We start from the raw sequence: 21,685 nt of genomic DNA, 5'->3' as shown, positions 1-21,685 counted from the left end.
AGGGTATAACGTGGCATCTCAGTTTAAAAATCGTTTAGTCGGCATTACTATATTAGTCGCATTAGTTGTGATCTTCTTGCCTTCATTGATTGACGGTAAAAAAAATACCTATCAGCAAGAGTTTGCTGCAACGCCTATTAAGCCTGAACTAAAAGAGCATTCTCAATCCTTTTCAGATTCAACGCCTTCTTCGAAGGAAGAGTTAGTCATTGAAAATGAAGAAGCTGAAGATGCTCCAACTGAGGTCACATCTGAATGGAAAGTGGAAGAGGTTGCATCTGCGGTTGTTGTAGAAGATAACAAAGTAACAAATCCAAAAACAGTAACACCTGCACCACCTAAAGCTGTTAAGGCGCCGGTGTTTGATGATCCAGCTTGGACAATTCAATTAGGTGCCTTCCAAAACAAAGCTAATATTAATAGTTTATTAAAGAAATTAAACAAAGCAGGTTTTCAAGCGCATACTATCCCTAGGGAAGTCATGGATGGTCAATTAACACGTGTTTTTGTTGGGCCGAATGTTTCTAAACAAAAATTAACCGATATGTTGCCACGATTAAAAAGCTTAACCAATCTAAACGGAAAAGTTATTCCTTTTAATCCAATTGAACCTTAGTTTTTAAAGCGTTTCAAAACATTCTCTGATAGAATGCGCGCGTTATAGATTTACATTAATTTAGGGATAAGTATGAATTGGTTTGATTTCACCATTCTTGGTGTTATTGGTTTGTCGTCTTTAATTAGCTTAATTCGCGGTTTCACTAAAGAAGCTGTCTCGCTGGCCACTTGGTTTGCTGCTTTTTTTATTGCCAGCAATTTTTATCCCGAAATGGCACAATTCCTTACTGGTATCGAAGATTTGAAACTTCGTAACAGTGCTGCCATCGCTATTCTCTTTATTGCTACCTTACTGATAGGTGGCCTTGTCAATTACATCATCAATCGCTTAGTCGCAGTCACTGGATTATCTGGTACTGATAGACTGTTAGGTGTTATTTTTGGTGCGATCCGCGGTATCTTAATCGTGAGTGCTTTACTCTTCATCACTGATTACATGACATCATTTGATGAAACGCTATGGTGGAAAGAGGCGCAATTACCGCCTCATTTTGGCATAGTTATAACCTGGTTCTTTGAACATTTAGAAAGCTCATCTAGCTTCCTAAAAAATATACAATCAACAAAGATTTAAGCGTTGATTAGCAAAAATTAGTCACTACATTAAAAGCACATTCGTTTGTGCTTTTTTGTGAACTCTCTTAAAAATAGAAAGGCTTCAATTTATGTGTGGAATAGTAGGTATAGTTGGTTCAACTCCTGTCAATCAAAGTATTTATGATGCATTGACTGTATTACAACACCGCGGGCAAGATGCCGCTGGTATTGTAACGACTTACAACGGCAACTTTAAACAACGCAAAGCTAATGGCTTAGTAAAAGATGTGTTTGAAACAAAACATATGCAGCGTTTAAAAGGGAATAGCGGAATCGGTCATGTTCGTTACCCAACAGCAGGTAGTTCAAGTGCTGCAGAAGCACAACCATTCTACGTAAACTCACCATGGGGCATCTCTTTAGCGCATAACGGTAACCTGACTAATGCTAAAGATTTACGTGCTGCTTTAGTGAAGTCTCGCCGCCACATTAACACGACTTCAGACTCAGAATTGTTATTAAACACATTTGCTGCAGAATTAGGTAAAACGAAAGCGGATCATCTTTCTCCGGATGATATCTTCGCAGCTATTTCTGAAGTACATAAACAAATCAGTGGTGCTTACGCGGTAACGGCATTGATTATTGACCATGGTTTAGTCGCTTTCCGTGACCCAGATGGCATTCGTCCATTAGTATTGGGCTCTCGTCAGACTGACGAAGGCGATATTGAATATATCGTTGCCTCTGAAAGTGTTGGCCTTGATACTATCGGTTTCCGTTTCTTACGTGATGTTGAACCAGGTGAAGCCGTTTACATTACTGAGAACCGTAAATTGTTCACTCAACAATGTGCTGAAAAAACAACATTAACTCCTTGTATCTTTGAGTATGTTTACTTTGCTCGTCCTGATTCAACATTGAACGGTATTTCAGTTTATGAAGCTCGTTTAGAAATGGGGCGTAAGTTAGGCGCGAAGATCAAACGTGAATGGGCTGATGTAGAAATTGATGCTGTTATTCCTATTCCAGAAACGTCTAACGATATTGCTTTAGAAATCTCAGTGGAACTTGGTTTACCGTACCGCCAAGGTTTTGTTAAAAACCGTTACATTGGTCGTACCTTTATCATGCCAGGGCAAACTCAACGCCGTAAATCTGTTCGCCGTAAACTGAATCCTATTTCAGCTGAGTTCAAAGGAAAAAATGTATTATTGGTAGATGACTCAATTGTTCGTGGTACTACTTCTGAACAGATCATTGAAATGGTTCGTGAAGCGGGCGCTAAAAAAGTTTACTTAGCTTCTGCTGCGCCAGAAGTTCGATACCCTAATGTATATGGTATCGATATGCCAACACCTGAAGAGTTAATTGCGCATAATCGCAATGCGGAACAAATCAGCGACTGTATTGGAACAGATAAATTAATCTTCCAAGATATTCAAGATTTAAAAGATGCAGTGGGTAAACAAAATCCAAATATTAAAGCGTTTGAGTGTTCAGTATTTGATGGCCAATACGTCACTCCTAATATCAATAAAGAGTACTTTGATTACTTAGCAAGTCTACGAAGTGAAGACGCTAAAAAAATTCAAACTCAAAAAGAAGAGATTGCTAATCTAGAGATGTACAACGAAGCTTAAACTTTATTGTTACACCAGTTGTAGTCAATAAGTGATCTAAATTTTACGCAGAATAAATGACTTAATTTAAAGCGTAATTTTAGTTAAATAGTATGATTGGTATAAATCATTTCTTAAAAGCACAGCAATTACGCTGTGCTTTTTTTTGCCTATTGTTTAAATTGTATATATTTATACCTATGCTATTAAATAAGTGATCGGAATTTTATGAAGAAAAAATGACTTAGTTTAAGGCATCACTTGTGACTTTCGAAGATTCACTTCGTTAATCGTTAATCTAATATTTAATAGTTATTCTTTTCGCTAAAATCACGATCAATAAATAAGTTGTTTTAACAACTAAAATAGATTGGTTAATTCCTGTGAATGCTATTATAGCTGTTACTGTAGGCATAAAAAAACCAGCCAATAGGCTGGTTTCGTGTGTCACAATTTTAAGCTTGATTAGAATTCAGCTGTGCCAGGAGCACGTGGGAAAGCAATAACGTCTCGAATGTTTTGTACACCAGTAACATAAGAAACTAAACGCTCAAACCCTAAACCGAAACCAGCATGCGGAACAGTTCCATATTTACGTAAGTCGCGGTACCAACTGTAATCTTCTTTATCTAGACCCATTTCATCAAGGCGTTTGTCTAACGCAGCTAGATCTTCTTCACGTTGACTACCGCCAATGATTTCACCAATGCCTGGTGCAAGTACATCCATTGCCGCTACTGTTTTACCATCTTCATTTAGTTTCATGTAGAAGGCTTTAATATCTTTCGGGTAGTTTTGAAGAATGATTGGTGCACCAACATGTTCTTCAGCAAGGTAACGTTCATGCTCAGATTGTAAATCTACACCCCATTCAACTGGGTATTCAAATGTCTTGTCACATTTTTGTAGAATGTCGATTGCGTCAGTGTAATCCATACGTACGAATTCAGAACTCACCATGTTTTGTAAACGAGTGATTGCTTCTTTATCAACACGTTCAGCAAAGAAAGCCATATCATCTGCACGTTCTGTTAGCACTGCGTTAAATACATATTTCAACATATCTTCTGCAAGTTGTGCTGCATCTGCTAAATCAGCAAAAGCAATTTCAGGTTCAACCATCCAGAACTCTGCTAAGTGACGCGTCGTGTTTGAGTTTTCAGCACGGAAAGTTGGGCCGAATGTGTAAACGTTACTTAGTGCACACGCATAAGTTTCAGCGTTCAACTGACCTGATACTGTCAAGAAAGTCTCTTTACCGAAGAAATCTTTTTTGTAATCAATTTTACCTTGATCATCACGAGGTAGGTTTTCTAAATCTAACGTACTAACTTGGAACATTTCTCCCGCACCTTCACAGTCACTCCCCGTGATGATAGGTGTACTGATCCAATTAAATCCACGCTCATAAAAGAAATTATGAATTGCATGTGATAAACAGTTACGAACACGAGTGACTGCACCAAACATGTTAGTACGCGGACGCAAGTGAGCATGTTCACGCATGTACTCAATACTATGTCGTTTTGCAGACATTGGGTAAGTCTCTGGATCTTGTACAAAGCCGTACACTTCAACTTTAGTTGCTTGAAGCTCGAACTGTTGACCTTTTCCTGGGCTTTCTACTAGTTCACCTGTTACAGCAACACTACAACCTGCAGATAGATTTAGCACGTCTGATGTATAATTTTCTAATTCAGCAGGCACAACTGCTTGGATCGGATCAAAACATGAACCGTCGTAGATATTTAAAAATGAGATGCCAGCTTTTGAATCACGACGTGTACGGATCCAGCCTTTTACTGTTACTTGGCTGCCTAGTGCAAATTTGCTGTTGAAAATATCAACAATGGGTGTTTTTGACATCTTAAATTGTGCTCCATAATCACAGGGTTAACTGTTTTATACTAAAAATATTGATAGCTGCATATCTTACCTTGGATAGATTCAGATACAAGCCTCTGACCTTATATTAATAGCACTATTAATAGTGAAATAAGTACATAAATATACGGACAGGCTATTTTTTTATCGATAGTCATTGTTGATGTCTTTTTTCTGCCAAATGATTTACTTAATAAATGATTGGCAGTTGCTTGCTGCCTATTATTTTATTTGCTCACAAATGTTATAAATAGCCTCGCATAACTTATTTAATTGTGCTGCTGTGATTACATAGGGGGGCATAATATAGATAAGTTTTCCGAAAGGGCGTATCCAGACTCCGGCATCGACAAACTGCTTTTGGATGGTAACCATCTCCACGGCTTGATGCATTTCCACTACGCCAATAGCGCCTAATACTCTTACATTTTTGACGGAAGGTAATTGTTCACAACGAGTCAGTTGTTGTGATAAATGCTTAGAAATAGTTTCAACTAAATTTGACCAGTCGCAGCTCATTAATAAAGCTAGGTTGGCGTTAGCTACCGCACAAGCTAATGGATTTCCCATAAAAGTAGGTCCATGCATGAATACGCCAGCTTTACCTCGGCTAATAGTATGAGCGACTGTATCTGTTGTTAAAGTGGCTGCAAAACTCATATAACCACCGGTTATTGCCTTACCTAAACAGAGAATATCTGGACTAATTTGTGCGTGTTCACAAGCAAATAGTTTACCGGTACGCCCAAAACCCGTTGCGATTTCATCTGCAATCAATAAGACATCATATTGATCACACAATGCACGCGCTGCTTTTAGGTAGTTAGGGTGATAAAAATGCATACCCCCTGCACCTTGTACAATTGGTTCTAGTATTAATGCGGCAACATGCTGATGATTTTCAGCTAACAATGTACGAAGTTCGTGCATTTCTTCCTCATCCCATACTTGATCAAAAGAGATAGAGGGTTGTTTAGTGAAATAGTTTTTAGCAACAAAGTCTTGATATAACTCGTGCATTGAGCCGTCAGGGTCGGTAACACTCATGGCTGCAAAAGTATCTCCATGGTAACCTTTTTTGAGTGCAATAAATTTGGTTTTATATTTCCCTAATGATTGCCAGTATTGTAAAGCCATCTTCATTGCCACTTCGACGGCAACACTTCCTGAGTCACTAAAAAAAACTTTATCTAACCCTTTTGGCGTTATTTCAACGAGTGTTTTAGCTAAGTTAGTTGCAGGTTGGTGTGTTAGGCCACCAAACATTATGTGTGACATTTTATCTAATTGCTGCGTGGCAGCTTGGTTTAACTCTTGAACATTATAACCGAACAAACATGCCCACCACGAAGACATGCCATCAATTAATTGATTACCTGACTCTAAAGTAATTAAACAGCCATTAGCACTTTGAACAGGATAGCAAGGTATCGGATCTGTCATTGAAGTATAAGGATGCCAAATGTGATCTTTATCAAAATTAAGGTCAATGGATGTACTGCTAAATACTTTATTGTTCATTTATTCACCAATTGTAAAGTTAAACTGTGCTTTTAAGTTGACAGTGTAACTTTCAATATTAAACTATCCAAATATTTTTCAATTCAGGTCGACACAATATGCAATCTCAAAATCAAATCCGTCATGATTGGACTGTTCAAGAAGTTAACGATCTATTTGCCTTACCATTCATGGATTTAATGTTTAAAGCACAAACAGTTCACAGAAATAATTTTCCTAATAATCAGGTGCAGGTGAGTACATTGTTATCGATAAAAACCGGTGCATGCCCTGAGGACTGTAAATATTGTCCACAAAGTGCACGCTATGATACTGGTTTAGAGAAAGAAACCTTAATGGAAGTCGAAAAGGTCATTAAGGCAGCTAAAGAAGCCAAAGCAACAGGTTCAACGCGTTTTTGTATGGGAGCTGCTTGGAAAAACCCAAAACAACGTGACATGCCTTATTTAGTTGAAATGATTAAAGAAGTGAAATCATTGGGTTTAGAGTCCTGCATGACACTAGGCACCTTAGATAATAATCAAGCTGAGCAGTTATCTAATGCAGGTTTGGATTATTACAATCATAACCTAGATACTTCACCAGAGTATTATGGTGAGATAATTACCACGAGAACATACCAAGAGCGTTTAGATACATTGGATAATGTGCGTAACTCTGGAATGAAAGTGTGCAGTGGTGGTATCGTGGGCTTGGGAGAGCAAGGAAAAGATCGATCGGGGTTGTTAGTGCAATTAGCGAACATGGCTGTTCAACCTGAAAGTGTGCCAATCAATAAACTGGTAAAAGTAAAGGGGACACCATTAGATAACGTCGATGACTTAGATGATTTTGAATTTATTAAAACCATCGCTATTGCACGTATTCTTATGCCCAAATCACATGTACGCTTATCTGCTGGTCGTGAAGATATGTCTGAGCAAACACAAGCATTATGCTTTATGGCAGGAGCTAACTCTATCTTTTATGGTTGTAAATTATTAACCACTGCGAACCCTGATGAAAATTCTGATATGCGTTTGTTTAATAAATTAGGTATCAATAAAGAAGAGATTAATCTATCTCCATTCGAAACAGAGAAAAGCGTAGATGCCGCGATTATTCGTCATGCTGAACAAGGTGAACTTTTCTATGATGCAACGAGTAAGCTATAAAAATGAGTTTTTCATTTATATCAGATCAACTCACGCAACAAAAAGCACAACACCTATATCGAAAAGCAGTGCCTGTTACTGGTAAGCAAGGCCGCTATATCGAGGTTAATGGTAAGTCATTCGTTAACTTTTCCAGTAATGATTATTTAGGACTAGCCTCTGAGCCTGCATTAATAAATGCGTGGAAGAAGGGCGCTGATCTTTTTGGTATCGGCAGTGGTGGCTCTTATCTTGTCACTGGCTACAATCAAGTTCATCATGATGTAATTGAACAGCTAAAAAGTTGGTTAAATGTGGATGCCATCTCCTTATTTAACTCAGGCTATTCAGCTAATCAGGCGATGATTAAGTTGCTATTAACAAAGGATGATTTACTGATACAGGATAAATTAAATCATGCCTCTTTAATGGAAGCAGGTATTTATAGCCAAGCTAAAATGCAACGTTTTAAACATAATGATATGACGCATTTATCTCATGTATTAAGTCAAAATATTCAAACTGATAATAAGTTAATTATATCTGAAGGGGTGTTTAGCATGGATGGAGATACCGCGCCAATCGCTGCGTTAAACTCCTTAGCTAAACAAAATAATGCTTGGTTAATGATAGATGATGCTCATGGTATTGGGGTTCTCGGAAAAAATGGCCAAGGCAGTGTAGCGCATGCAAATCAACATCAGCCAGATATCGATATTTACATGGCTACTTTTGGTAAAGCCTTGGGTGTCGGCGGAGCGTTAGTCGCTGGCTCAACAGAGCTAATTGAATTTGTTAACAATTTTTCTAAACCTTATGTGTATAGCACGGGTTTACCACCTGCCATGGTGTATTGCATTGGTGAAGCAGCAAAACTCGCTGAATATCAACAGTGGCGTCGTGACCATTTATCTGAATTGATTGCTTATTTTAAAGACTTATCTTACCAATATGATATCCCGTTAATGCCTTCTAACACGGCGATTCAACCAATATTAATGGGGAGTAGTGAACAAGCTCTGCATACCAGTCTATGGTTGAAGAAACAGGGAATTTGGACCACTGCAATTCGTCCACCCACCGTACCTAGACATGCTGCTCGGTTACGCGTGACATTAACAGTTAACCACCATAAATCAGATATTCTTTTTTTAGTGACGAAATTAAAGCAGGCCATTGATGCAAATCATCATTGATAAAGAAGCTGTAAAAGCCTCATTTTCTAAAGCGGCTTATCAATATGATATATTCGCCGACTTACAACGGGAAGTAGGCCATCAATTGATGTCGTTAATGAATTTGAATGTTAGCAATAGTCATGTCCTTGATTTAGGTTGTGGCACGGGTTATTTCTCAAATTTGTTAATCAATTTAGACAAAGTCTCACGTTTAACTTGTTTTGATCTATCGCCAGCGATGTTAGCGCAAGTCAGCGATAAACTAAGACTGAACCAAGAAGCAAATACTTATCAGTTACGACAGGGAGATATTGATCATTTGCCTTTTACCGAACCACAGTTTGATTTGGTTTTCTCTAGTTTAGTGTTGCAATGGAGTCAGGATTTAGCGCACTGTTTAAAACAGATAAAAGGTACGTTAAATGGACAGGGCAAGTTAGGCTTTTCAACCTTGTTAAGCGGTTCATTATTTGAATTAGAAGAAGCTTGGTCAGAGGTTGATAATAATAAACACATTAATCAGTTTCTATGCCAACAAAATGTGTTGGATGCTGTTAAACAGGCGGGTTTTAATCATATTAACCTAACCACAGAAACACGGGTTAAACGTTATCCAGACTTATTGTCAGTGATGAAAGCATTAAAAGGAATCGGTGCAAATCATGTTCACGGTAGTAAACATACTAGCTTGTCTGGTAAGCAACTACTGAACAAATTAGATCAAGGCTATCAAGCATTTGTTGATAATAATGGGATGTATTGTCTCAGCTATCAAATCTGTTACGTCGTTGCGCAGTAAATTAATTAAGTTAAACGGGGATTGTTCATAATGAAACTAGTCAACAAAGTATTACTTAACCGATCGACCTATTTTGTAACCGGGACTGATACGGATGTTGGAAAAACTGTATGTACTCGCGCATTATTGCAAGCTGCTAATAAACAAAATAAAACGACTATTGGCTATAAACCCATTTCAGCGGGCTGTGAATTAACAGATTCAGGTTTGCGTAACCAAGATGCCTTGATTTTACAGGCAAATAGCTCTGTCAACTTAGCTTATCAAGATGTCAATCCTATTGCTTTCAAGCAACCAATTGCGCCGCATATAGCAGCTATAGAAAATGAATCTTTTATAGATATCGATATTATTGATAATGGATTACAACATTTACAATCCATGAACAGTGATTTGGTTTTTGTAGAAGGGGCGGGTGGCTGGCATTTACCGATTAATAATCAGCGACTATTATCAGATTGGGTAATACAAAAGCAGTTACCTGTGATATTAGTAGTCGGGCTTAAATTAGGCTGTTTAAATCATGCATTGTTAACTGCTAAAGCGATTGAACAAAGTGGATTAGTTATTGCTGGTTGGATTGCTAATCATTTACAACCTGAGATGCCCTATGTTGTAGACAATATAGAGACATTAAAAACCATGGTTAATGCACCTCTCTTAGCTGAAATTAAATACATGAATGATATTGAATCCATGGATTTAGCTGAGTTTGTTGATGTGACCTTTATCTAAAAAATATTTATCCGACGCATTTTATGACTGTTTTATCTTTAATAGCCATTTTTTCCAAGGTAAAGGCATCATAGGGATTACAATTAATAGAATGCCAAGTCCGGTCAATAAGTCAGGTATTTCATCAAACCAAATAATACCAAACAAAGTGACAAAGGCTAAACCGGAATATTCTGCTAAAGCAATTTGACTCACATCCGCTTTTTTATAGGCAATCACAACTAACGCATGATAACCCAAAACAAAAACGTTAATCGCTACAATCCATAATAGATTGACGATTGATATTGTTTGCCAATTAAATAACGATAATATTAAGGCCAAAGGCAATGTCATTGCAGTTGTCCAGAATAATGTTGAAATCAAATGCTGACCAGTGGGTATTCGGCGAATAAATACATTACAAAATGCTAAAGTTAGTGCACTGCCTAATGCAATAATTGCAGCCCAATGAAATTGCTCTGGTCTCAGTACAATCAATGCTCCGATAAAGCCAATACTTGTTGCGATATATTTACTTAAAGGGGGTGTTTCTTTAAGGATTAAAATTGACATTGGCAGCATCATTAAAGGAGCAACATAAAACATTGCGTTTGCTGTTGCTAAAGTGAGGTGTGTAATAGCCACCATCGCACAGGCGCTACCACCAACAATAAATTGTGCCCGCCAAAAGGTAATTTGATCACAGCCATCTTTATATTTTTTGGGGGGTAATCTCAACCATAGCGGTGTAATGAACAATAAACTAATCACCTGACGTATAAAAACATACTGAAAAGTAGGCACTTCACCATTAAGCACTTTTAGGGACACATCAGATAAAGAGGCTAATAAATTAGCTAATATCAGTAATAAAATAGCTTGTGTGGCTGACTTTTGTTGCATAGGTGATACATCAATGGGTGAATAAAATGGTGATGCATTATACTCAATTAGACTTATTCAACTAGTGTTATTTGTATGACTTATCTATTTTTAACTTAGCGTTGAGGTGAGCAAAGGAGTTGATTTGAATGCGTGACTGCTGTGTATTTAGCTTGTCACGCACTTTTCTTTCTAAAGGGGCTTTTAAGAAAGGAGAATTAGCGAGTAGATTAATTAATAAAGTAGGCTGTAGAGTTTACGTCGGTATTCAGACACCAATGCTTTATCATCGGTGGTTTCTAATATATCCAACATAATTTTTTTGGCTTCACCATTGTCGTAACCCAGATCTGTTGAAAGCACAGTATATAGAAGATTGAGAGCTTCCTTGTAACGCTTTACTAGCTGATACTGTAATGCTAATTGGTATTGTACACTTGGTAGGTCTTGCGCAGTGTCTAATGCCTTCTCTAATGCTGTTATTTCAGGCGTCTGAGATGATTGTTCAGTGGCTGCTAACTCTGATATCAAACTATGATAAAGCATACTTTGATCGGCTTCTGGAATAATTGTTAGAATTGGTTTAGCATTTTCAAACTCACCAAGAGCCAAATAAACCTGCGCTAAAGCCAATTTAATTTGACTGTCTTGTTGATTTAACGTCTGTGCTTGGAGTAATGTCTCTTTTGCTTCAACTAATTCACCTTTTGCGAATAACGTTTGGGCATCAGTTAAAAGTGATAATGCAGGATCTGGTAAATGCTTTTTAATCAATTCATTTAGAAACTCTGGCGTTTGTTCGCCTGCAAATCCATCTACACCTTGCCCATTAACAAACATGTAGGCCGTAGGGACACTTTTAATCTCAAAATGTTGAGTGATTTGATGTTCAGTATCACAGTTAACTCTAGCAAGTGTAAATCCATTGCCATAGTCATGTTGTAGCTGGATAAGTGCTGGTAATAGTGTGTTACAAATATTACATTGGCTAGACCAAAATACGACAAGCACAGGTTTGTTTTTGGAACCTTCTGCTACCACAGTTTGAAAGTCTTGAGCAGTGATGTCGAAGATATCTGCTTGCATATTTACCTCATTGATTTTAAAAGTTGTCATAATAATACGTGAAGATTGAAACTCATCAAGCTTTAAGGTGTCTCTATTCAATACTCAAGGTCAATAAAGAAATAGTGAGTAAGAATACAAGTAATATTTTATAAATCATCAAATTACAGCACACTGTTTTGTCTCTGTAACAACTTGCTGCAATTAAAGGTTAATAAATCAGCAATTAACGTTTGTATTGTAAGAAACTCATGAATATTTGAATTGAGCGTGAATCTGTTGGTTTTTCTTCTTGTTTTTAAAGGCTTGCAAAAGTAACATTACACGCTCAATAAAAGGAGCATTTACATGTTAACAGGTAGTATTGTAGCACTCGTGACACCAATGGATCAGACTGGCGAAATTGATTATATTGCATTGAAAGAACTCGTAGAGTTTCATATAAAATCAAAGACGGCAGCCATTGTAGCAGTAGGTACGTCAGGAGAATCAGCAACGTTCAGTGTTGATGACCATGTTAAAGTAGTTGAGCGAACGATTGCTTATGCTGCTGGGCGTATTCCTGTTATTGCAGGTAATGGTGCTAATTCAACATCAGAAGCGATTGCATTAAGTAAACTTTTCATTAACAGTGGTATTGTTGCTGGATTAAATGTGACTCCTTATTACAATAAACCAACGCAAGAAGGTTTATACCAACACTATAAAGCGATTGCAGAATCTTGTGAATTACCACAAATTTTGTATAACGTACCAGGTCGAACTGCAGTTGACATGTTGCCAGAAACGGTTGCACGCCTCGCAAAATTACCAAACATCATTGGTATTAAAGAAGCGACAGGTGATCTGCAACGTTTAGCTGATATTAAAGCAATTGTTCCTGAAGACTTCTTACTTTACAGCGGTGACGACGCAACAGGTTGTGAATTTATGCTACAAGGTGGTCATGGTGTTATTTCTGTGTCGACTAATATTGCCCCTGTAGAAATGGCTCAAATGTGTGACCATGCACTTGCTGGTGAAAATCAACAAGCATTGGCAATTAACAAACAATTAATGCCAATCCATACTAATTTATATCATGAAGCGAATCCAATCCCAGTTAAATGGGCTTGTGCGGAACTGGGTTTAATTCCAACTCCTACATTACGCTTACCATTGACCACATTATCAGAACAATTCCATCCAGTTGTTCGTAATGCATTAATTGAAGCAAAACTACTTTCATGAATAGACAAAAAGCATTAACCCAAATCGCCAGTGTTGTTATTTTAGCGACAGTTGTCACAGGTTGTACGCGTTTCGAAAAAAGAACACAGGCGAGTGGTGAGTTTGATTATCAAAATGTCGAATTAAAAGATAAATTTGATCATGGCGACATACCGCAAATTGAACAAAGAAGTGTCTTCGATATAAAACCGCTAACTGAAGACCAACAAACACTTGGTTTGATGGGGGAGGATGTAGACGTTCGTCCACCTGCTCAATTAATGCCAGTATTAGAAGGTGTTATTTTAGATTCAGGTAAATCGCAGACTAAAGTTTGGTTTAATACTTTTAAAGCAGATAATGACCACAGTAAAAAAGTTGAAGACTTAGTCCTGCAGTTCTTGGCTTATAAAAATGCAACGCCTACTATACAATCAGAATCACCTATTATTATTGACTCAGGTTTAGTAAAAAGTGAACGTACATATGGTAGCTTAAGTAAAAGCACGGTACTTGAAGAAGGGCAGTATCAATTAAAAATTTCTACTGCCCCTGATAACCACAGTGTATCTTTAACGGTTGATGTACAAAGTTATCAAGAAAAAAACGATGATTATCAAGTGCAAAACACCTTGCAAGCTCGTGCTAAACGTAATGTTGAAATTCGTTTTATCAATGAAATGTTACAATTTGCTAATATAAAACAACAATTAGAAGCAATACAAGCAACTGATAATAGTCCATTGCCGATAAAATTAGGCTTTGATGACAATCATCAAACAGCTTGGATTGTTGATGCGGAGTTTCTTGAAACATGGGCTAAATTACCTTCATTATTAAACCTAATGAGTTTCAAACTAGTTGATAGTGATAAAAATCTTGGCTATTTCCTTGCACGTTTTGTAGAGCAGGATACAGAGTACTGGCAAGAAAATAAACTTAACCCGATTACATTAGAGGGCGGAGAGTACTTTATTCAACTTGGTGAATTAGTGGGGGGAGATACTTCGATTACTTGGTTAGATGAAGATAAGAAACCATTAACTAATCAGCAAGTTACGGAGTTGTACCTCAGTATCACTGATAATGTACGTAGTGTTATTTTAGATAAAGATAGTCAAACAAAACCGCTTTAATTTATCGACTACCGTTATTTATTACTAAGCCTGAGTCATTGTTACTTAGGCTTTTTTTTATCTTCATTTTCTGCTTCGGCTGCTTCTCTAGCTTCTCTTTCTTTAATTGCCTTTAATACATGGTCTGGTACTTTCATTTTTGCACTTTGTTTCAGTAATAAAATATTGCTAAGTATAATGCCTAGTACTATAACAATGATAAATATAACCCATCCGATAGACATAACGTCCCCATTTATTTTTAGAGGGTACAAAAAAGCAGGACCCAAGTCCTGCTGATGTTATCTCGATAACTTGCGTTTATCTAATACTAATCTATTAAATTGTATTGTTCGCGTAAAATATCGATGATCTCTTGTTTTGGATTATCTGATAATATAATTGGCTTACCAATAATTTTTTCAGCTATACCTGTGTATGTATTAGATATTTGCATCAGTACTTCTTCCGGTAATGCATTATCTTTAGCTAATGCTGCACGTTCAGGCATACGATCTTTATTTAATAGAATATCAGGATCTGGGAAGTGTTTTAATAGTAATTGACGAAAATCTTCTTTCGAATTTTCAATGATCTTACCTTCACGATAAGCTGCACCATCCCATATACGTGATGAATCAGGGGTACCCACTTCATCCATATAGATAAGTTTTTCATTACCAGCTTTATCTGTGACATAACCAAATTCAAATTTTGTATCAACAAAGATTTGATCCAACTTTGCTAATTCGGCGCTGATTAAATCAAAACCTTCTTTTAATAATTTCTCATAATCTGAAATGTGTTCTTTGGCCGTAAAGTTAAAAGCAGCAAAGTTGTCTTCGATATTTTTACGAGTTACGTTAACGTCATCAGCTTCTTGAACACCTGGGATCCCTTTTAGAATACCTTTAGAAGAAGGGGTGATTAATAACTCAGGCAATTTTGCGTTATTTTGTAAATTATCAGGAATAGTAATCCCACAGAACTCACGATCACCATTTGCATATGCACGCCACATAGAGCCGGTAATGTATTGACGAGCAATAGCTTCAATCATCACAGGGCGAGCTTTTTGTACAATCCAAATAAATGGATGTGGTATATCTAAAATATGGCTATCTGCTAAGCCTTGTTCTTTAAACAGTTTGAACCAATGGTTTGAGATTGCATTTAATGCTGCCCCTTTACCAGGAACACCATTCATGCCTCCTTCACCGTGCCAAATGCAATCAAACGCTGAAATACGGTCACTGATAACCATGATTGCTAACGGTGCATCCGCAGCAACATCGTAACCTTTTTCTTCAATTAAACGTTTGCTATCTTCGGCGGTTAACCAATAAACTGAACGCACTTTACCACTGTGGACTGGCTGATCTGTACGAATTGGTAAGTCGTTGTTTACAGCTAATACTTTATCGGCAAGACTCATAAATATATCCTATAAAAAGTCAAAGTGAGCAGAAATTTCTGCAAGAAATGATAAGGCGCGAATAATAACAGATTCACTGTGAGTATTCATGCCAAAAAGCCGTTATATCAGTATAATAACGCTTTCTATATTATTTCTATGTCGATCAAAATGAACAAGGGTGTGGCTGAATGAGTAAAGGTTTTACTTGTAAACAATTCCATATTAATACAGAACAATGTGGAATGCCTGTGAGTACAGATGGAATATTACTTGGTGCGTGGGCTAATATTTTACAATCAGACAGTATTTTAGATATTGGTTGTGGAGCTGGCTTATTAAGTATTATGTGTGCTCAACGTAACGCTTATGCATCTATAATAGGTCTTGATATTGAGCAAAATGCAATTAAAGCAGCCATTGAAAACGTTAATCAAACACCTTGGAATGAACGTATAACGATCAAGCATCAATCTTTACGATCATTTGTTGAAGGTCACCTCAATACTCAACCTAGCATCAACTCCGAGATTTCATCGATTATTTGTAATCCTCCTTATTTTAATAGTGGCGAACATTCGTTTAATACACAACGCGCATTAGCACGACATACTTCCAGTTTATCCCATTACAATTTACTAAATGATTGTCATCAAGTCTTAAAATTAGGTGGAACAGCCAGTTTTATTTTACCGGCGAAGGAGGGATTAGCCATGATAGATTTATTAGGTGAGGTAAACGAAAAATTTGAAACGTTTTTAAGTTTGTCTAGGCTAACCATGGTTCATACCAAGCAAAATAAACCAGTCACTCGTTTATTAATAGAGCTCACTAAACATAAATCTAACCTTTTGATTAACGTTACAAAAAACAGCTTAATTATTCATGAAGGTGGTAACTACAGTACTGATTTTGTTGAATTAACTAAGGCATTTTATTTAAAAATGTAAGGTAGAAAGTGCCACAAATTGCCTAAATTATATCAAGAGTTATAGTAACATTGCTCAATAATTAAAAAACTGTCGGTGCTCTGGTCCAGCACTAAAGCTGCTTATTTTATTAACATGCTTAACTGCTTTCCAATGTGCGACTTGTTGGCCTTGATTGACATGTGGAAAGGCATTTTTATCAGATACTTTAATGCTTAAAAAATCACATAACAATCGGTAACTTGACTGTTGGCTAATATCAATTGATAGAAAATCAGAACGGTCAGAAAAATACGCTAACACAGCTTGTTGGTGACGCTGATAACAATTTGTAAGATGCGTTTCAGTGAGCAATTGTGAATGAGTTAATTCGAAGGTTTCCTCAAAAGAGCGTTTTAAGACCGGGCTAAAATTGCCATTTTTTAAACCAAGCTCGGGAAGCATTCTAGTCAACAGACGTTGCATAGAGGGTAACCAAACGTTTAAGTTTCTTGTCAAATATATAAAACGTGCATCAGGAAATAGTTTATCTAACTCTTGGTAGTCAGAAAAACACGGGCAATCAGTAACCACTTCCGCTAAATTAAAGGCTTGTTTTGTGAAAGCGGTATGAGCCACTTTATACCCCAAACTCAAGAACGCGACACTAATACTCGTTGTACCCGTTCGAGGTAACCCAATAATAAATATTTTACTCAATGTTTTACCCGTTCTTAATAGATGAACTATCGCTTACTGTATCGACTTATCCTCAAAGTATAACAGTTGCATTGTTTAATAGTTCGATATCAAAAAAGAGAATATAAAAAAGGACTCTACTTATAGTGAGTACATGACCCATATAAGTAGATAATCTATTAATATTACAAACTAATTAGCTTAGGTTTACGCATTAAGAATTGAATGCATAGATTCAATGAGCAGGTTTGCCATCTCGTCATATGAATCAGACATAATACCCTCTGAGAAATGACCTTGGTCATTATCAAAGTACTGGCCATTATGTGTAAGCATTTTAGGAGATAGAGCGATTTTAGTAATAATATCTGCACCAATATTTAAATCGCTACCGGCAATACCAAAACCTTCCCTTACCATTTTACTTGCTAATAATGAGCCCGGGTTAACCGAAATACATACTGGGTTACCTTCGGTTTTACTGAAAGTAGCACTCCATAAACGAATCGCTAATTTACTTTGAGAATAAGCTTGCATATGGTCTAAATCAACCTTACCTAATAAAGCATCAATATTTACTGGTGATTGTGCTGCTGAAGATAAGTTCACAATCCGCCCATTAGTACCTAATATTGATGAAAGTGCTTCACTTAAATAGAAAGGGGCGATGGTATTAACCATGAATCGGACATCTAAGCCTTGGGCATTTTTAGTTTCACTAGTTTTAAACACGCCTGCGTTATTAATTAAAACATCAATACTATCGTATTTTTCTAAAATATCTTTAGCGAGTTTTTTTACATCATCAAGATCTGATAGGTCAGCTAAAAAGCTATCAACCGATGCTGTATCAGATAATGCTAATAACTGTTGTTTGCTTGATGCTAACTTTTCACTGTTACGTCCATGAATGATTAAATGATGGCCTAAGTTGATTAGTTTTTTCGCTGTTTCGAAACCAATACCATCTGTTGCGCCTGTCATTAAAATTGTTTTACACATGACCATACTCCTTAAATTAAAATGCTAACGCATATATGATGAGTTAGCATGTTGCGAAAGTTAACAATTAGATTTCTACAACGACTTTACCCATACCTTGACCACTAGTAAGGCGAGCATATGCGTCTCCTACTTGCTCAAAAGAATAATGGTTTTCATCCAAGACCGGTGTTAAACCACCAGCTTCAACTATATTAGTTAAATTAGCTAAGATAATGCCGTGCTCTTCACGTTTCGTATTGTGCAGCATTGGGATCAGCATAAACACTACATGCAGTGACAAACCTTTCATATGTGCTGGTAATAAATCAAGCGATAACATAGAGGTCGTTGTTGCGATTTGTCCGTTTATTGCCGCTGCTTCAAATGAGTTTGATAAGTTCTCACCACCAACAGAGTCAAAAATAATATCAAACCCTTTAGCACCAGTATGCTTTTCAACATAATCAGCTACTTTTTCTGATTTATAATCGATACCTGTTGCGCCTAGTTTTTCTATAAGTGCAATTTGCTTGTCGCCACCACCTGTAGAATAGACATCACTTCCAAAGTACTTAGCGAGTTGAACTGCAACATGACCAACGCCACCTGAACCACCATGCACTAGTACTTTTTTTCCAGCAGAAATATGCGCACGTTGTAAACCTTCGTAAGCCGTAATTGCTACTAGAGGTAATGCGGCAGCTTCACGCATTGATAAATTTTTAGGTTTAAGCGCAATTAAATTTGCATCTGCAAGCATGTACTCTGCTAACGCACCCGGTAAGTTTGCTAAACCACCAGCACAACCATAAACTTCGTCGCCTACTTTATAATTTTCTACATCTTCACCTATTTCAGTAATAGTACCGGCAAAATCCATACCCAATAAAGCAGGCAAGGCAGGAGATAATCCAGCTAATGTTTCCCCCATAGTTTTAATCATAGTATCGACAGTATTTACACTACTTGCAGATACTTTCAGAACAACATGTCCTGCTTTTACTGTTGGTTTTGCAATCTCTGTTTGTTCAAACACAGCTTGCTCGCCATAACTATTCAATATCATTGCTTTCATCATTTCACCCTTTATTGGTAGATACTTGGTAAGTGAAAGAAGTATATTATCTAATGACATAGTTGATAATATGGCAATATAATGAATCACTTTATATTTTTATTTGATAATAGGTTGGTCTAAGTTGAATATTGAACATTTAAAACTCTTTGTACGCATTGCTAACACAAATAACATTAGTGCAGCTGGTGAGGCCTTGGGATTATCTGCTGCAGTAGCGAGCAATCATATTAATAAGCTAGAAGCATCGTTAAAAGTTAGATTGATTCATCGAACCACACGTAAAGTTTCATTAACTGAAGAAGGTAAAGCTTTTTTACCTTATGCTGAAGATGTCATTGCTAGCGTATTATCCGCGCAAGCTTCTTTAGGTAATGAAGCAAATATATTGCAAGGTCGATTACGAGTATCTGCGCCCGCGTCATTTGGTAAAATACATTTGATTCCAGCATTAACGGCCTTCCTAAAAGCTCACCCTCAGTTAATCATTGATTTGAAATTATCAGATTCTATTGTTGACCTCGTTGAAGGTGGGTTTGACATTGCGATTAGAAACTCAAAACTAAAAGACTCTAGTTTAATTGCTCGAAAATTAACTAACGATCAACGCATTATTTGTGCTTCTCCTGATTATTTACAAAAACATGGTGTACCAACACATCCTGAGCAATTAAAACAACATCAATGTTTAACCTTAACCGGACTCGATCATTGGGTTTTCGATGATAAGGGTAAAGAATTTAACATAAAAGTAAAAGGCAACCTAAGTGCTGATAATGGTGAAGCTATAAGAGATGCTTGTATCAATGGTTTAGGAATTACTGTTTGTTCAAAGTGGATTGCCCATCAACAATTAAGTGATGGCACACTGGTAGAAATTTTGCGTGATTACCCGTTAACCAGCGATACTTCTATTTGGGCAATTTACCCAAGTTCTCGCCAAGTTGCGCCTAAAGTCAGGGTATTTATTGATTACTGTAAAGAACATTTTCAAAAAAATAGTAACTGGTAAATGTAATTTTTTAACTAACTCATTAATATTTATAAGTTATTCTGTGTAATTTTTATACTTAAATCTGAAAGTTATAGTATAAAAACATTTTTAAAGTTGACTTTGTGAAGTCAAGCATTGCTAGATTTAAGTTAAATGTTAATGTTCTTCGGTTACACATACTTAACAAATTCATAACAAGAAAATGTATAAAAATGAGGTTATCACAATGAATAAAACTTTAAAAATTGGAATCCTAGGGTTAGCGTGTTTATTCTCTTTTAATGCACTTGCTGAAAACTACACGATAGGGACAGGTAGTCAGAGTGGGACTTATTATCCATTAGGTGGGATTTTAGCTAAAATTTGGAGTGAAAACATTGATGACTTCGATATGCGTGCTGAAGTAACAGCTGCTTCTGTAGAAAATACGATTAAAGTCGCTGCTAAAAAGCAACTTGCAGGTATTGCAATGGGTAATGTTGTTTTACAAGCGAGTGAAGGTGTGAAACCTTTCCCGCGTAAAATGGATGTTGCACCGTTGTTCGCACTGTATCCAAATGTAGTGCAATTTATTGTACCTGCAGATTCAGATATTAAATCAATTAAAGATTTAAAAGGTAAAAAAGTATCGCTAGGTGCACCAGGTTCAGGTACACGTGTGAGTTCAACTAATATATTAGCGGCGTTAGGCATTAATGATAGTGATATTGAAGCTCAATCTTTGAATTATACGGCAACCACAAATGCGATTGCAGCAGGTCAAATTGATGCAGGGGCCATTGTGGGAAGCGTTGGTGTTGGTGCTATCACTGAACTTGCTTTTACCAATAAAATTCGTATTTTATCTTTTACAGCAGATGAGTTAAAAGCTGTTTCTGAGAACAATGCGTCTTATCAAGCAATAGATGTTCCGGCGGAAAGTTATAAAGGTGTAAATGCATTTAGCGCTCCAGCCGTTTGGAATATTCTAGTGGTTAATAAAAACATGGATACAGACTTAGCGTATCAAATGACCAAGGTTGCTTTTGAGCACATGGATGAAATAAACCAGGTAATTAGTGTGACTAAGTTTACCACTATAGAAAATATGAATAAGTTAGAAGGTGTCGATCTACACCCTGGCTCAATGAAATATTTGAAAGAAAAAATGCAATAAAATCGATGGCATTAACTGATGCCATAGAGTAAAAATAAATACTGCATCTAGTGATTAGTTGCAGTTTTTTTGGTTTTACGACCTTCATAAAATAACCAAAACCCCAATTATTAACAACCTGATTACTTTCTGTTTAATAAAAAATGCAATGTTTATCAGATATATTGAACTGTAA

The 21,685-nt window shown here is 36.7% G+C and carries 21 protein-coding genes; 12 read left to right on the top strand and 9 right to left on the bottom strand.

Annotated elements, in window-relative coordinates; genetic code table 11:
• Positions 1 to 10 precede the first annotated feature (10 nt).
• The 3 genes from AC0L3W_RS05640 (at position 11) to purF (ending at position 2,798) form a co-directional block, all read left to right on the top strand.
• Positions 11 to 616: an SPOR domain-containing protein gene (locus AC0L3W_RS05640; protein WP_290038071.1), complete on the top strand. Its 606-nt coding sequence runs from the start codon at positions 11 to 13 to the stop codon at positions 614 to 616.
• 72 nt (positions 617 to 688) lie between these two features.
• Positions 689 to 1,192 carry a CvpA family protein gene (locus AC0L3W_RS05635; protein WP_290038072.1) on the top strand — a complete coding sequence of 168 codons (504 nt, stop codon included), beginning with the start codon at positions 689 to 691 and terminating at the stop codon, positions 1,190 to 1,192.
• 91 nt (positions 1,193 to 1,283) lie between these two features.
• Positions 1,284 to 2,798, top strand: a complete 1,515-nt coding sequence (gene purF / locus AC0L3W_RS05630; RefSeq protein WP_290038073.1) for an amidophosphoribosyltransferase — start codon at positions 1,284 to 1,286, stop codon at positions 2,796 to 2,798.
• A gap of 444 nt (positions 2,799 to 3,242) precedes the next feature.
• On the opposite strand, the gene asnS is transcribed toward purF, so the two are convergent.
• Both asnS and bioA read right to left on the bottom strand, forming a co-directional pair.
• Positions 3,243 to 4,643, bottom strand: coding sequence for an asparagine--tRNA ligase (asnS, locus tag AC0L3W_RS05625; protein ID WP_409439450.1), 1,401 nt, complete (start codon positions 4,641 to 4,643; stop codon positions 3,243 to 3,245).
• 240 nt (positions 4,644 to 4,883) lie between these two features.
• A complete protein-coding gene (gene bioA, locus AC0L3W_RS05620; RefSeq protein ID WP_290038075.1) occupies positions 4,884 to 6,182 on the bottom strand; it encodes an adenosylmethionine--8-amino-7-oxononanoate transaminase in 1,299 nt (432 codons plus the stop codon).
• Between the two features lie 98 nt (positions 6,183 to 6,280).
• Between bioA and bioB the strand changes: the two genes are divergently transcribed.
• Genes bioB through bioD form a run of 4 tightly spaced genes read left to right on the top strand, consistent with a single transcriptional unit; the run spans position 6,281 to position 10,027 of the window.
• Positions 6,281 to 7,336, top strand: a complete 1,056-nt coding sequence (bioB, locus tag AC0L3W_RS05615; protein WP_290038076.1) for a biotin synthase BioB — start codon at positions 6,281 to 6,283, stop codon at positions 7,334 to 7,336.
• A gap of 2 nt (positions 7,337 to 7,338) precedes the next feature.
• Complete coding sequence (locus tag AC0L3W_RS05610) at positions 7,339 to 8,511, top strand: aminotransferase class I/II-fold pyridoxal phosphate-dependent enzyme (protein ID WP_409439451.1); 1,173 nt, start codon at positions 7,339 to 7,341, stop codon at positions 8,509 to 8,511.
• Complete coding sequence (bioC, locus tag AC0L3W_RS05605; protein WP_290038078.1) at positions 8,495 to 9,292, top strand: malonyl-ACP O-methyltransferase BioC; 798 nt, start codon at positions 8,495 to 8,497, stop codon at positions 9,290 to 9,292. The genes AC0L3W_RS05610 and bioC overlap by 17 nt, the downstream gene beginning before the upstream one ends.
• Before the next feature lie 30 nt (positions 9,293 to 9,322).
• Positions 9,323 to 10,027, top strand: a complete 705-nt coding sequence (gene bioD, locus AC0L3W_RS05600) for a dethiobiotin synthase (protein ID WP_290038079.1) — start codon at positions 9,323 to 9,325, stop codon at positions 10,025 to 10,027.
• Positions 10,028 to 10,048: 21 nt separating this feature from the next.
• Here bioD and AC0L3W_RS05595 read toward each other — a convergent pair whose 3' ends face one another.
• Together AC0L3W_RS05595 and AC0L3W_RS05590 are read right to left on the bottom strand one after the other, a co-directional pair.
• A complete protein-coding gene (locus AC0L3W_RS05595) occupies positions 10,049 to 10,912 on the bottom strand; it encodes a DMT family transporter (RefSeq protein ID WP_409439452.1) in 864 nt (287 codons plus the stop codon).
• Positions 10,913 to 11,125: 213 nt separating this feature from the next.
• The gene (locus AC0L3W_RS05590) at positions 11,126 to 11,977 is read right to left on the bottom strand and encodes a tetratricopeptide repeat protein (RefSeq protein WP_409439453.1); all 852 of its coding nucleotides are present in this window, start codon (positions 11,975 to 11,977) and stop codon (positions 11,126 to 11,128) included.
• Positions 11,978 to 12,304: 327 nt separating this feature from the next.
• On the opposite strand from AC0L3W_RS05590, the gene dapA reads away from it, so the two are divergent.
• Together dapA and bamC are read left to right on the top strand one after the other, a co-directional pair.
• Positions 12,305 to 13,186, top strand: a complete 882-nt coding sequence (dapA, locus tag AC0L3W_RS05585; protein ID WP_290038082.1) for a 4-hydroxy-tetrahydrodipicolinate synthase — start codon at positions 12,305 to 12,307, stop codon at positions 13,184 to 13,186.
• On the top strand, positions 13,183 to 14,301 hold the full coding sequence (bamC, locus tag AC0L3W_RS05580) for an outer membrane protein assembly factor BamC (protein ID WP_409439454.1): 1,119 nt from the start codon (positions 13,183 to 13,185) through the stop codon (positions 14,299 to 14,301). Before dapA ends, bamC begins: the two co-directional genes overlap by 4 nt.
• 41 nt (positions 14,302 to 14,342) lie before the next feature.
• Here bamC and AC0L3W_RS05575 read toward each other — a convergent pair whose 3' ends face one another.
• Both AC0L3W_RS05575 and AC0L3W_RS05570 read right to left on the bottom strand, forming a co-directional pair.
• The gene (locus AC0L3W_RS05575) at positions 14,343 to 14,525 is read right to left on the bottom strand and encodes a DUF2897 family protein (protein WP_409439455.1); all 183 of its coding nucleotides are present in this window, start codon (positions 14,523 to 14,525) and stop codon (positions 14,343 to 14,345) included.
• Positions 14,526 to 14,611: 86 nt separating this feature from the next.
• Complete coding sequence (locus AC0L3W_RS05570; RefSeq protein ID WP_409439456.1) at positions 14,612 to 15,715, bottom strand: phosphoribosylaminoimidazolesuccinocarboxamide synthase; 1,104 nt, start codon at positions 15,713 to 15,715, stop codon at positions 14,612 to 14,614.
• 170 nt (positions 15,716 to 15,885) lie between these two features.
• On the opposite strand from AC0L3W_RS05570, the gene AC0L3W_RS05565 reads away from it, so the two are divergent.
• On the top strand, positions 15,886 to 16,644 hold the full coding sequence (locus tag AC0L3W_RS05565; protein ID WP_290038086.1) for a tRNA1(Val) (adenine(37)-N6)-methyltransferase: 759 nt from the start codon (positions 15,886 to 15,888) through the stop codon (positions 16,642 to 16,644).
• 54 nt (positions 16,645 to 16,698) lie between these two features.
• Here the strand turns inward: AC0L3W_RS05565 and AC0L3W_RS05560 are convergent, their stop codons facing one another.
• The 3 genes from AC0L3W_RS05560 to AC0L3W_RS05550 form a co-directional block, all read right to left on the bottom strand.
• Positions 16,699 to 17,322, bottom strand: coding sequence for a sulfotransferase family protein (locus tag AC0L3W_RS05560; RefSeq protein ID WP_290038087.1), 624 nt, complete (start codon positions 17,320 to 17,322; stop codon positions 16,699 to 16,701).
• A gap of 186 nt (positions 17,323 to 17,508) precedes the next feature.
• Positions 17,509 to 18,303, bottom strand: a complete 795-nt coding sequence (locus AC0L3W_RS05555; RefSeq protein ID WP_409439457.1) for an SDR family NAD(P)-dependent oxidoreductase — start codon at positions 18,301 to 18,303, stop codon at positions 17,509 to 17,511.
• A 67-nt stretch (positions 18,304 to 18,370) separates the two neighbouring features.
• Entirely contained in the window at positions 18,371 to 19,360 is a 990-nt protein-coding gene (locus AC0L3W_RS05550) for a zinc-dependent alcohol dehydrogenase family protein (protein ID WP_409440420.1), read from the bottom strand.
• Positions 19,361 to 19,484: 124 nt separating this feature from the next.
• Here AC0L3W_RS05550 and AC0L3W_RS05545 point away from each other — a divergent pair, with 124 nt between their 5' ends.
• Positions 19,485 to 20,372 (top strand): LysR family transcriptional regulator, encoded by an 888-nt coding sequence (locus tag AC0L3W_RS05545; RefSeq protein WP_290038089.1) that lies wholly within the window; start codon positions 19,485 to 19,487, stop codon positions 20,370 to 20,372.
• Between the two features lie 208 nt (positions 20,373 to 20,580).
• Positions 20,581 to 21,510 (top strand): TAXI family TRAP transporter solute-binding subunit, encoded by a 930-nt coding sequence (locus tag AC0L3W_RS05540; protein ID WP_409439458.1) that lies wholly within the window; start codon positions 20,581 to 20,583, stop codon positions 21,508 to 21,510.
• The last annotated feature ends 175 nt before the right edge of the window (positions 21,511 to 21,685 follow it).

The sequence above is a fragment of the Psychromonas sp. KJ10-5 genome (assembly GCF_055808325.1).
This window is presented reverse-complemented; position numbering and strand designations above follow the sequence as displayed.